The sequence below is a fragment of the Paenibacillus sp. FW101-FHT12H11 genome (assembly GCF_058790355.1).
On record NZ_JBYTCO010000001.1, the window covers coordinates 1295709 to 1309417 of the forward strand.

General features: G+C 48.6%; 9 protein-coding genes. All 9 read left to right on the forward strand.

Annotated elements, in window-relative coordinates; translation table 11 throughout:
- The first annotated feature begins 22 nt into the window (after positions 1-22).
- A complete protein-coding gene (locus AC3WTJ_RS05415) occupies positions 23-235 on the forward strand; it encodes a GntR family transcriptional regulator (protein WP_492520985.1) in 213 nt (70 codons plus the stop codon).
- A gap of 649 nt (positions 236-884) precedes the next feature.
- Positions 885-1859 carry an ABC transporter permease gene (locus tag AC3WTJ_RS05420; protein WP_492520911.1) on the forward strand — a complete coding sequence of 325 codons (975 nt, stop codon included), beginning with the start codon at positions 885-887 and terminating at the stop codon, positions 1857-1859.
- 19 nt (positions 1860-1878) lie between these two features.
- A complete protein-coding gene (locus AC3WTJ_RS05425) occupies positions 1879-2763 on the forward strand; it encodes a carbohydrate ABC transporter permease (protein ID WP_492520912.1) in 885 nt (294 codons plus the stop codon).
- Between the two features lie 89 nt (positions 2764-2852).
- The gene (locus AC3WTJ_RS05430) at positions 2853-4436 is read left to right on the forward strand and encodes an extracellular solute-binding protein (protein WP_157322391.1); all 1584 of its coding nucleotides are present in this window, start codon (positions 2853-2855) and stop codon (positions 4434-4436) included.
- 465 nt (positions 4437-4901) lie between these two features.
- Positions 4902-7244 (forward strand): helix-turn-helix domain-containing protein, encoded by a 2343-nt coding sequence (locus AC3WTJ_RS05435; RefSeq protein ID WP_492520913.1) that lies wholly within the window; start codon positions 4902-4904, stop codon positions 7242-7244.
- 128 nt (positions 7245-7372) lie between these two features.
- On the forward strand, positions 7373-8641 hold the full coding sequence (locus AC3WTJ_RS05440; RefSeq protein ID WP_492520914.1) for an FG-GAP-like repeat-containing protein: 1269 nt from the start codon (positions 7373-7375) through the stop codon (positions 8639-8641).
- Positions 8642-8658: 17 nt separating this feature from the next.
- Positions 8659-10851, forward strand: a complete 2193-nt coding sequence (locus AC3WTJ_RS05445) for a glycoside hydrolase family 88/105 protein (protein ID WP_492520915.1) — start codon at positions 8659-8661, stop codon at positions 10849-10851.
- Between the two features lie 305 nt (positions 10852-11156).
- Complete coding sequence (locus AC3WTJ_RS05450; protein WP_492520916.1) at positions 11157-12014, forward strand: carbohydrate ABC transporter permease; 858 nt, start codon at positions 11157-11159, stop codon at positions 12012-12014.
- A 66-nt stretch (positions 12015-12080) separates the two neighbouring features.
- Positions 12081-13664 carry a type 2 periplasmic-binding domain-containing protein gene (locus AC3WTJ_RS05455; RefSeq protein WP_492520917.1) on the forward strand — a complete coding sequence of 528 codons (1584 nt, stop codon included), beginning with the start codon at positions 12081-12083 and terminating at the stop codon, positions 13662-13664.
- Positions 13665-13709 lie beyond the last annotated feature (45 nt).

Below are 13709 nucleotides of genomic sequence, written 5' to 3' on the forward strand. Positions count from 1 at the left end.
TTATGGGTTTTGCTAGTCTGATATACTAGATCACGTATATCAGACGCTGAAACATTATATTATGGAGTTAAAGCTTGAACCTGGCCGTCTCATTTCGGAAAAGGAAGTTATTGAGATGCTTCAAGTGAGCAAAACGCCTATTCGAGAAGCATTGGTTTTATTGGCGCAGGAAGATTTAATTGAAACATTCTGGCGATTCGCGAGAAAAACCCGGATCGTGCGGAGAAGATTATGAGTGAACACCTAAGCAGAGTTCGATTTGAAAAAGAAGAGTTAAGGAATAAATATCCTACTTATTTTAAATAGCATGTTGAATTTGGAGACCTGTCGATACTCGGCAGGTTTTTAATTTGTATGAGGCATGGGGGATGTGTGCGTGAAAACAGCAAAGAGGCGAGGGCAGAGGCTGGGGGATAGGTGTGGAATACCGATGCGCCGTATCCATTTATCTCTAACGGACCCCACGGTCCTTATCAGCGGAAAATAGTGTTTATTTTGCGTGTAACGGACTCCAGAGCCGTTAATAGCTCCAAAGGCTAACAAAACACGCACAAATCACGCGAATAGCCGCGCTGGAGTCCGTTAGCTTCTGCAAAGGCCTCATTTTCCGCGAATAAGAGCATCTGTGTCCGTTAGCGGAGCAGCAAGGCATGAACCAGTAAAGCTCAGAGTACCAAGCGGTATCAATCGGACATTTTTGAGCCGTTTGCACCAGGAAATAAAAGGGGTTTTCACTCTTTTACCGCATTTGCATTTTCTTGATTTTAGCCCAAGCAAGCGGTTGGAAGGGCTTACAAAAATGTCCGATAGGCGGAAAACGGTTATGATCGCATACTGAATCTACACCGCTCGCGAGGCGATCAACTTTCTTGGAGGTGAAGAGGATGAAACGGGTGACTGCACCTAATTCAATAGAAATTGCGCAACCGGGTACCCGTGAGCATGCGAAACGCCGTGCAAGCATAACGGGACGATTGCTGAAAGACAAATGGCTGTACGTGCTATTAGCTCCGGGATTGCTATATTTTATCATTTTCAAATATGTCCCGATGTGGGGTGTGCTGCTTGCTTTTAAGAACTATCAGCCATTTCTAGGCTTTTGGAAAAGCAATTGGGTTGGCTTGGATCATTTCCGTGTGTTTTTCACAAATCCTGAATTTTTCATGCTGCTTCGCAATACGCTTTTGCTTTCGTTTTATAATCTGCTGTTTTTCTTTCCGGCACCGATCATTCTGGCGCTGCTCTTAAATGAAGTTCGCTTGGCCTTTTTCAAAAGAACGATTCAAACTCTGATTTATGTGCCTCATTTTATTTCATTAGTTATCGTCGCCAGCTTGACGTATGTGTTCCTGACCACACAAGGCGGGATTGTGAATGAGATGCTGGAGCAATACACCGGCGCCAAAATCGATTTTCTGGCTAGTCCGCAGTGGTTCCGTCCGATGATTATCATGCAAACCATTTGGAAGGAATGCGGATTCGGCACCATCATCTTCCTTGCGGCTCTGGCCGGCGTGGATGTTGAGCAGTATGAAGCTGCCATTATGGACGGGGCCAATCGCTTCAGACAGGTGTGGCATATTACACTGCCTTCGATTCGAAGTACCATCATCATTCTCCTCATTCTGCGGATGGGGGACGTTCTGGACAACGGTTTCGAGCAAATTTTCTTGATGCTGAACCCTTTGAACAGGGAATCAGCGGAAGTTTTCGATACTTACGTATATATGATGGGGATTACGCAAGGCGCATTCAGTTACAGTACAGCGGTTGGCTTGTTCAAAGCCATCGTCGGCGTCATTCTTGTTCTTGGCGCGAACTGGCTGGCGAAGCGTTTCGGCCAGTCCGGCATTTACTAGGTGAAGGAGGAGAGGCGCGTTGAATAAAAAATACAGAAGCTTATCAGGGACGCTGTTCGACGTAAGCAATTATATCCTGCTTAGTATCATCGGGATCGTGGCCGTTCTGCCCTTCATCTATGTGGTGGCCGGTTCCTTCGCATCGGATGCGGAGCTGACGCAAAGAGCGGTTTTCCTGATTCCCAAAACGTTTACCTTATCGGCTTACGCATTTATTTTTTCGACGGATACGATTTTGAAAAGCATTTGGGTTTCGCTTTACGTAACCATTTTGGGTACGATCGTTAATTTGTTTTTTACTGTAACAATGGCGTATGCCTTATCCAAAAGAGGGCTTATGGGACGAAATACCGTTTTAAACATGGTCGTTTTCTCAATGCTCTTTGGCGGTGGTTTGATTCCGACTTATATCGTCATTCGCGAGTTACATATGCTAGATACTTATTGGGCTCTAATGATTCCTGGCGCTATCAGCGCGTTTAACCTGATCATCGTCAAAAACTTTTTTCAAGAGCTCCCGCAAGAACTGGAGGAAGCGGCCAAAATTGACGGCTGCACCGAGCTGGGGCTTCTCTGGCACATTGTTCTTCCTTTATCCATGCCCGTTCTGGCTACATTCACCTTGTTTTATGCGGTTGGCCACTGGAACAACTTTTTCTCCGCCTTGTTGTATCTCAATGATCCTGCCAAATGGCCGCTTCAGGTCATGCTGAGACAGATTGTTCTACTTTCGCAAATGGCAGCTGGCGATATGAGCTCAGTCGATCCGCAGTTCGTGAAACAGCAGGAGCAGTCCATCAAAATGGCGGTTATCGTCGTCGGCACCATCCCTATTTTGCTTGTCTATCCGTTCCTGCAAAAGCATTTTGCCAAGGGGGTCCTGATTGGATCGGTCAAGGGGTAACGGATTACGATAGGTTATCTTTACAGTTTCTCGGCAATTCAGCTTAGGCCATGCCCGGGGACTGCCCATTTTAAAGGAGGAGCGATCATATGAAAAAGAATTCGAAAAAATGGATTTCCGTCGCAGCCGTCAGTACAGTAGCTATGACAACGATAGTTGGCTGCAGCAGCGGAGGTAAGGAAGCCGCAACCACTCCTTCATCTTCAGCATCTGCAGCGCCGGCTGCAGCTACGCCAGCCCAGCAGCAAGCTCCGCTGGATCTTAACATCATGCTTCCGATCTTCAAGACGAATTTTCCGAAGGACGATGGTCCGGTTGTGACGGAAATTGAGAAAAAAACGAACACGAATATCCATTTGGAATGGGTACCTAACGCATCCTATACGGATAAATTCAACATCACGCTCGCTTCCGGGAAGCTTCCAAGCATCATCTACGTACCTGACGTGAAAAATCCGAGCTTTGTGAATGCAGCGAAGTCGGGCGCTTTCTGGGAAGTAGGCAAGTATTTGAAGGATTTCCCGTCCCTGAGCCAGGCGAATTCAATCATTATGAACAACTCATCTATTGATGGTAAAAACTACGGTGTTTACCGTGGGCGCGCGCTTGGCCGGAACGGGATTAATTACCGGAAAGACTGGTTGGAAGCCGTCGGCCTGCAGCCGCCCAAAACGATTGATGATTTCTACAATATGTTGAAAGCGTTTAAGGAGAAGGATCCGGATAAAAACGGTAAAAATGATACGTACGGCATGGTCATGGTGAAATGGACCGGCCAATGGGCCAGCTCCTTCGACATTATGAAGCTCTGGTTTGGCGCTCCGAACAAATGGGGTGTCGTTAACGGCAAGCTGGTGCCGGAGCATCAAACGCCAGAGTATCTGGAAGCATTGAAATTTATGAAAAAGCTGTATGATGAGAAGCTGGTCAACCAGGACTTTGCTGTATTTGATTCGGCCAAATGGAATGACCCTGTCGTCAATAACCAAGCCGGCGTGATCATTGACGTTACGGATAATGCGGCTCGTTTGGACGATAAAATTCACCAAACGCTTGCGAAGGAAGGCAAGGATAAACCGGACATTCACTATATTGATAACATGATTGGCGTGACTGGCAAAGATGGCCTTAAGGCGCTGCCAACCTCCGGTTTCGCAGGATTGCTTGCCATTCCGAAGTCGTCCGTGAAAACGGAAGACGATGTGAAACGCGTGCTGAAGTTTCTGGATCAAATGAACTCGCCGGAGCTTACTACGATGGCTGGCTATGGCTTGGAAGGCAAACACTATACTAAAGAAGGCGACGCTGTAGTGCCAAGCAAAGATTCCGCGCTTCTGGAATCCGAAGTGGAAGGCTTGAACCAAATGCTGCCGTTCATTCCAGAGGATCGTGGCTTGAAAGTGAAGCAAACACCGCTTCGTCTGCAAACGGCAAAAATTCAAAAAGAAGCGGAGCAATTCATCGTCGCTAACCCTGCCGAACCGTTTATCTCCCAAGTCTACTCGCAGAAAGGCCAGCAGCTCGACAATATTATCAATGATGCGCGCATTAAATTCATTGTTGGTCAAACTGACGAAGCCGGTTTGAAAAATGCATTTGAGACTTGGAAAAAATCAGGTGGGGACGATTTGGTGAAGGAAATGAATGACCTTTATTCGGCTGTGAAGAAGTAAGAGTAAATCAGTTTAGGACTATTGCAAAATAGTGCTCAGGCACTCAGGACCCGCTAATGAATTAGCGGATCCTGGGTGTCTTTTTTGCTAGTTGCTGTTGGCTCACGTCTGGGCAGGTTAGCGGAACTACAGGACGCTATTCAGCCCAAAACAGCGATTTGCAGTAGTAGAGGGAACCAGGGGCCGCTATTTCGGCATTGATGGTGGTTATTTGGCCATTTGAGGTGAAATAAGACCCAGCAGTTCCCCTCCAACTACGGAAGCCGCTAATTTTACCATAATAAGGGAATAGAGTTCCCTTACTTGTAGCGGTTGGGCATATAGCGGCTAAGCGCCGCTGTAAAAAGTCGGAAAAGTAGGGAAAATACACTGAAAATTAACTTCTCCTCGCCAACTTTCCGTACTATGCTCAAAGTTATAGTGTCCTTCGCTTGAAGCTAAACTTAAGAATGGGTTGGTGAAAACATGCTCTTAAGCACCGTTAAAGCAAGATTCGGCAACAGGCAGGGCCGGACGGACGGCGGCAAAGGCCGCTTTTTTAGAAAAAGCCTGATCATGATTTTTATCGTCTCCGGCATTCCGGGGCTCATTATGGGTGCGCTGGTGTACGGGATAGCCGGCGGGCGAGTAGAAAGCGAGCTGCTGCAGCTGCATTACGGGCAAATCGAGCAGCGTTCCCAGAACATTGACGATCAATTGAGCAATCTGGAGCTGCTTCTCTCCCATTGGGCATTTGACAATAAATTCGACTACAGCTTGAACGGCTTTGATTTCGTGAGAAACTTCGAAAGAACGCAGGATATAACGAGAACGCTCATCGCGATGCAGGGCTCCAATGCGCTGGTTAAAAAGGCCGAACTGTATGTCGGCGGTTCGAGCTCCGTGCTTTTCAACCCTGAATATACTGTGCTGGATAACAAGACGTCATCGGGCGTGTACGATAAGCTGATTCAAGGCAAAAATGTGACCTATTGGACGCAGTGGTCCTTTGATGCGACGCATCCGGATACGAAGGATCTAACGCTCATTCACCATATTCCCGGGGGAAGTTTGCATCCTTTTGGGGTGTTAGTGTTTAGATTCGATAACGAGAAAATCGCGAACATGTTAAAAACGATGACGCCTTACGATGAAGGTGAAACCTTCGTCTTTCAAAATGCAGGCGAGCTTTATGTCTCATCTTCCGGAAGCGCTTCCAATTCACCGTTTGTCACGGCTTTGCGGGAAAAAATAGCATCCTCAGGCGCACCGAAAGGCTCTTTCTTTTTAGATTACAAAGGGAAGACCTACACGGTTTCCTACGGCAGCTTATCCCGAATTGCCGACGATTGGACATACGTATCCGCCTCTCCAATAACTAACATTATTTCACCGGTGGTGTTTATTTCCAAGCTGATCATCACCGTAAGTTTGATCGCTTTGCTGCTCGCGGCCCTGCTTTCATGGCTGGCTTCGCGGAGCATTTATTTGCCGGTCAAACGTCTCGTTACACTGCTCGGCAGCCATGCGAATTGGGCCGGTCGGGAAGATGAATTTACCGTGATCGAAAAGCAGTGGCGAGACTTGCACACGGAGAGTCTTGAGCTGAATACCAAGCTTAAGGAGCAGCTGCCGCATGTGAAAGACAGCTTTTTGCACCAGCTGCTGCAGGGTTACCTGAACGATTACTCCGAAGAAGACCTGCTTCGCCGCATGGAGCGGTTTAAGTGGGATGTGAGGCATCGTCATTTTACTGTGCTGTATGTCCAATTAGTCGGCATGACAAATCTAGATGGAACGTTCCGCCATGGCGACGAGGGGCTTGTGACGTTTGCGGCTGTCAACATGATCAAAGAGCTGGCCGCTCAACATTTTGAACAAAGCGATACAATCAATTTCCATGACCTTACGGCAGGATTGCTGCTTATTACACCGGAAAATCAATCTGTTGCGGAAGCTTTTGAAATATTTAGTGAAGAGTTGACGCAGTACATTAATCGCATTCTGAAAATGCATGTCACTATCGTGATCAGTCGTCCAGTGTCGCTTATTTCGGATGTTCCGCTTGCCTTTGACAGAACGAAACAGGCGGTCAGTTATCGTAATTTTGAAAATGTAAATCAAATTATCGATTTGGAGAAGAATCATCTGGGTGGCGATGAGGTTTCGGAGCCTGAGTACCCCTTTGCGCTGGAGCGGGAGCTGATTCAGGCGCTGCGTACCGGCAGGGAAGAGGAGGCGCATGACATGCTGGCCTCGTTCCTTGATGCGCTATCTGGCAAAGGAGCAAAGGAAATCGACGTGCAGCAGGGCATGCTGCATTTGCTCGGCAGCGTTCAGCACGCCATTATGGTTTCGGGCATTAATCCGAACCGGTTGTTCAAAGGGACGAATTTGTATGAGCAGCTTTCTCAAATCAGAGAGCCGCGGAGAATCCTGGCGTGGTTCCAGGAGAAGGTCCTTGACCCGTTCCAGAAGGAGCTGACGGAACGCTCTGATGCTCAGGTCAAACGTATGATCGAGCAAGTGATGATTTATTTGCAGCAAAATTATAGGAATGACATTTCGCTCGACCATTGTGCGGATTATACCGGCGTCAACCCGTTTTTCCTCAGCAAAACGTTTAAACAGGTGACCGGGAAAAATTTTATTGATTATTTAACCGAACTGCGCATGGAGAAAGCCAAAGAACTGCTGCGCGAGTCGGAAATCAAGATCTGCGATGTGGCCGATCAGGTCGGTTATCAGCACAGTTATTTTAACCGTATTTTTAAAAAGCTCGAAGGCATGACGCCGACCCGTTATCGGGAACTCAGCCGGAGCACATAACCTCTTGAACAAGAATGTTTCAACGGAACAAAAAAGTGCAAACTCCCTGGGCAGCCCCGACAAGAAAGTCTCATTGTAGGGAAGAGTTATCATTTTTACAATGAAGGTATGAAGGGGAGGGATATTGCATGCAACAAACATTGAAGGAACCACATCTCATTGGAAAAATAAATATTCAAGCAGCGGGTCCCCGCTGTAAAATGCTGCTCGGCGATCTGAACGGGGACGGCAGGATGGAGGTCCTTATGGTGCATCCTGACAACCGTCAGGATGTGAGGTATATTCCCCATCAGGTGCAATGCTTGACCGCGTTCGACTTGGAGGGGAACTTGCTTTGGCAAACCGGTAAGCCGGATCCCGGAGCGGGAAGCCAAGGGTCGGATTATCCGGCGCAAATTGCCGATATTGATGGGGACGGACGTTTAGAGGTTTTGTGTGTAATGGATGATCGATTTGTGATCTTGGACGGTCAGAATGGGCAGGTAAAAGCATCACACGATTTGCCGGGCGAGCATGCTCATGATTGCATTATCGTAGCTAATTTGACAGGCGGTGATATAGCAGGAGATATCATCCTGAAAGACCGCTACCATACCCTGTGGGCGCTCGATCGCGAGTTTAATCTGTTGTGGAAACACGAAGGTAACCCAGGGCATTTCCCTTGGGTTTACGATTTCGACGGCGACGACCTCGATGAGGTTATGGCCGGTTATGACCTGCTTGACCACAATGGCCAGCTCTTGTGGAGCTGCCGGGATTTGGACGATCACGCCGACTGTATTTGGATTGGCGATGTGAATGGTGACGGGGAACCGGAGCTAGTGATCGGAGGCAGTGTCACGGTCATGTATGATCGCCACGGCCAAGAGCTTTGGCGTTACGAAGGCTCGATTGAGTCGCAGCATATTGCGCTCGGCCGGTTCCGCAGCGATATGCCGGGACTTCAGATCGCAGGCCTCGATCGTCTCGTGCGCGAGGATGACGGCAAGGGCTTGAAAGGAAAAGATGCGCTATTTCTTTTGGATAGCGAGGGGCGGGAGATCTGGAAGGAAGATCGCCAAACAGACGGTTGGCTGACCATTATTGAACCTCTCCGCGGTTGGGAGAAGGGCGCGGCGGATTACATTTTGGCTTATCGACGCGGTGGAGGCGTTTTTCCGACCTTATATGACGGGGACATGAATGCGGTCGTTGCGTTTCCGCTTGAAGGTTATGCGGTACATGCCGATTTGTTCGGCAGTGGGACCGAGCAGGTCATTATCTTTAATAATGAGACGATGGCTATTTATGCGAGTGAGCCCTATGATGTGACTCAGAAGCCTTCCGGTGTTTCGCTGCCGCAACCGAAACGGTTATCCAGCTCCACGCTGTACCCTGGCGGCGAGATCCCGATTTAATGGAGGCAGACAAGAATATGAATCCCTATTTTCAACCAAACGAATCGATCGCTGGTAAAGCGAAGTCGGACGAACATATACTGGCCACTGTCGCTGGAAGATTCATCGGTGCTAACCCTAAGCATCCGCCGGTTTATCGAATCTATTCGACGGAAGGCTTCCGACGCGGTGCGGATTACCGTTATGAGATGGACCTAGCGCAGAGATGGCCGGAGCTGGAACATGGACAATTCGTCTATGTATGGGGGAAGCTGTGGAGCGATGGGGAAATCGACCATCCGTTCCGTATCAGCTGCTATTGTCCTGTACGGGTTATCGTGAACGGAACGCAGCAATTCGCTTCGAACTTGAATGAGGATGTGTTTCCAGACCGGAGCAGCTTTTTCCGTGCCAAACTTGGCCGGGGCTGGAATCACATCGTACTGGAATTCGTGGCAACCGCAACCGGCTGTGGCGGTAAATTCGGAACAGGAAGCATCAAGGGCTTCCCGATGCACATGCTTGCTCCATTGGCAGACCGGGACGGTCAAGAAGGTTGGGTATACAGCCGCCCGCAATCAGCGGCATGGGAAGTCATGCCTGGTGCTGGGGAGGAGCAAGGCCAAGAGGAGTGGTTTCCGCGAATGGCATGGACACCACAGGATCTGAGCAACGGATGCTTCAGCCGCATTTACGGCGAAAAGCTGGGACAGCTCGCCTATGCGTGGACGAAGTTGGAGAACAGAAACCCGGGCGTGCAACAGGTCAGGTTTACAGGTGAGTATCAAGGTGCTCTGACCGCTTATTTGAATGGCACTCCCGTATTTGAGAGAAATGAGCGCCCTTCGGCTGGCCTGTTCGAGATGACACTTTCGATCCCGTTTGGTGTCCATGATCTTGTTGCCTGCTCCGTTTGCGAGGGTCCGATTTGGGGCGTAAGCCTGGAACTTGTTAGCGTGAGCGGGGAAGAAGCAGCTCCTGTGAAGCGAATCCCGCCGTATCCGGTGGAAGGGCTGACGGACGGTTGGCTGTACGCAGGGCCTTTCTCGGCTGAAAATGCTCCGGATTGGGCTGCAATGACTCGCATGCATACACCGATTGGCTCAGAAGGAGAGCGCACATTCTGGCGTGCCGACTTACCTGGAGCTTGGGTACGTCCTTATCTGGAAAATGCCATTTACGGCAAATGGAACTATCCGCTAGGCGTGACGCTTTATGGCATCTTGCAAACAGGTCAGGAGTTAGGCGACTCGCATTACACGAACTATGCGGCCGATCATATAGAACAGTGCACCTCCATGTTCGCATACAGCAGTTGGGACCAGGCGCAATACGGTTCACCTGGCGTGAATCACCAACTGACGCTGATCGACAGCCTGGATGATTGCGGTTCCTTCGGCGCAGCGATGCTGGAGGCAAACAAACTGCGAGCGTTGGATGGCGCTGAGGCGGCAGCCGAATGCATTGCGTTTTACATCACGCAAGAACAAAGCCGGCTGGAAGACGGGACGTTGTATCGAACGCGGGGAACGACCGATTTCATGAAGGATACAGTTTGGTGTGACGATTTGTATATGAGCACGCCGTTTCTCTGCAAGTATTACGAGCTTACAGGTGATGCAGCTTATCTGGATGACGCGGCGAATCAGTTTTTACGGTATAAAAAGCTGATGTTCATCCCTGAGCAAGGCATCATGCATCATGTGTTCGATTTTAAATTTGGCAAAGGAAATAGCGTGCCGTGGGGACGGGGCAACGGTTGGGTGCTGTTTTCGTTAACGGAGCTGTTGGCCGTCACGCCTGATGATCACCCGGACCGCCCGGAGTTATTGGCTTTTTTCCGTGAGCTGTGCAAAGGTTATAGCCGCTTGCAGGGGCAGCATGGCTTGTGGCATCAAGTGCTGACGGATCCTGAATCGTATGCGGAGGCTTCCTGTACTTCGATGTTCATCTACGCATTCGCCAGAGGCATCCGTTTCGGTTGGTTGGAAGAGGCAGCTCCTTATGTGGAGGCTGTGCTGAGGGGTTGGGATGGCTTGACGCGTTATGCGATCGACAAAAACGGAAATGTTTACGGCGTATGCCGAGGCTCGGGGTATTCGTTCAATAAGCTGTACTATAAAGACCAGCTGTCGTGGCTGCTGAATGATACGCATGGCATCGGCATTGTACTTTTGGCGGGAATAGAAACGATTAAGCTGCGAAAGCATCTATCGGCTTGCAGCTACTAAAATAACCGGCATGACCCTTTGGGTTGTGCCGGTTTATTGTTTTTTCATTGAATTATTCCGAGTTAAATAGTAAGATTAATTTTAATTTATCGTTTGCTCATTTCATTTATTTTACAATCGAGAACGGTGTACTGATTTTTTGTTTTTTAATAAAACCTTGATAGGACAAGCTTTTCGGACATTTAATTCAAATTTTAATCATTTGTACAAAAACTAAATATATATTCATACACGCATTTTATACATAATTAAATTAGTCGGAATTAGCCGAGTGACAATAGCGTTTGACGGAGGAGAGCTAGCAGATGAGTTCAAAAGGAGGCAACCTATTTTCAATTTTCAACACCATTTTTTTAATCGCGTTAACCCTGGCCACTCTCTACCCCATGTGGCGGGAAGCGGCCGTGTCCTTCAGCGGTATGGAGGAGGCAATGAAAGGCGGCCTATTTCTGTGGCCAAGAGATTTTACTACGGATGCTTACGTCAACATCTTGCATTCCCGGTATTTATGGCTTGCGTATGGCAACAGTTTATTTATTACAGTGGTTGGCACATTCATCGGCGTATTTTTGACGGCGGCAACCGCATTTCCCCTCATTAAACAAGACTTGCCCGGTAAAAAGTGGTTCGTTCTGCTTATTTTGTTCACAATGTTGTTTAGCGGTGGAATTATCCCTACTTATTTGCTGGTAAAAAGCGTTGGACTTATCAACTCTTTATGGTCGTTAATTCTGCCGACGGCGATATCGGCGTATAACGTCATCGTTATGATGAGCTTCTTCCGGACGCTCCCCCGGGAGTTGGATGAATCGGCAACCATGGATGGGGCTCACGCCATTCGTATTTTTGGCAGCGTTATTCTCCCTCTCTCGAAACCGGTGCTCGCAACAATTGCCTTGTGGGAAGCGGTCGGGTATTGGAACAATTATTTGCAGGCGCTTTTTTATCTGAATGACAAAAGCAAGTACGTACTTCCCGTTCTTCTCCGGGATATTATCAACGGGCAGACCATCGCCCAAATGACGGGGGAAAGCACAGGTTCCTCGACGGAATCGGTCATCGCAGCAACGACGATTATGGCGGTGCTTCCGATCCTTATTGTTTATCCGTTTTTACAAAAGTACTTCGTACAGGGGACCTTGATCGGTTCGGTTAAAGCTTAAGATAAGCTTCGGATTTAATATTATTGTTGAGTAAATTGAATAGATTGTACAGGAGGGGACAATTCCATGTCATTTCATACATATAAGACGGTTCTTATCTTAACTATAGCAGCTAGCCTTACGGCCGCGTGCAGCAGTAGCCCGGCGTCCGAGAACAGCGGGTCGACAAGCGCGCCTAGCGCAGCAGCTCAGCCAAACAATGCTTCTGGCGGCGGTGACTCCGCCAAAGTCACATTCAAGATTTTCCGCAACTTTCAAGCACCTGAATACCCGGCAGATGGAGGGCCAGCGAAGCAAAAGGTGTTGGCAGCGCTGGATCAAGCGGGAATCAAAGGGATTGATTATAACATTTCCATGGCTTCCGGGGATGAGTACAAGACCAAGCTGAACTTGCTTGCTTCTTCCGGTGACCTGCCGGATTACTTTAGTGTGCCGGATCTCCTGACACTGAATCGGTTGACGGATGAAGGCTTGATTTTGCCATTGGACGATTTGTTAAAGAATGCGCCTAATGTTACGAAGTTTCTGAAGCCTGAGGATTTGGATATTCTTAAATACAAAGGCAAGTTGTACGGTTTACCGCCTGGTTACCGCCCGGAGACCTTCAATGGACCTAACGTGAACGGGCTGCTCATACGCCAGGATTGGCTCGATACACTCAAGCTGAAAACGCCGACCACGTTGGATGAGCTTCATGACGTGCTTAAGGCATTCACGTTTAATGATCCGGACGGAAATGGGAAAAAGGATACATTTGGCATTACGACTAACAAGCTTCTCGGAGCCGGTGCAAATGGGAATTATTTCAGCACGGTGTTTGGCGCTTTCGGTGTCGTTCCGACGTTCTGGCAAGAGCGTGACGGGCAATTGAAGCAGGGAATGGTCTTGCCGGAAACGAAGCAAGCGCTCGCTTTATTGCAAAGCTGGTACAAAGAAGGCATTATCGATCCGGAGTTCCCTATTATGGAAGCGAAGCAAATGAACGAAAAGATCATTAACTCCAAAGCCGGCATTTTCGAAGGAACGGCGTTTGATGCTGATCCTACTGGAGCCAACTATAGCGCTCTGAAGAAGACCGTCGCGACAGCGAAACTTTCCTTCCTTGCACCTCCTGCCGGCGCGGGCGGGAAAAAGGGAGCTGCCGAGAATTCGCCGGCCTATAGCGATATTCGGGCGATTTCGGCCAAAGCCAAGAATCCGGAGAAGCTGATGGAGTTAATCAACTGGTCGGCGGGCCCAGGTTTTGATCTGGTCACTTACGGGATCGAGAATGAAGATTATCAATTCGATAAAGATAAAAACAAAATTAAGCTGCTTGTGCCGAATTATTCCGAGTTGTATAAGAAAGGGTATTCGAATCCAATTCGCTTCCTGCAAGTCGTAGACCGCCGTTGGTTAACGGACGAAGCGACAGCGGCGATGACCATTTCCAATGACCCTCAGAATCTGGTTCACAACGAGTTCTGGAAGAGCGTGCAGGCCATGAACGACTATCCGGATATCAAAAAGCTTTGGGATGAATACTTCGCCAAAATTGTCACCGGCGCCTGGTCCGTCGATAAATGGGATGAACTAGTCAAACGGTATTACCAAGAAGGCGGGCAAGAAATTGAAAAGCAGGTTAATGCGGAATGGAAGAAAGCGAAATAATCGGCATGTAAACACAGGACGACGAATCGAATCATGCTTGAAAAA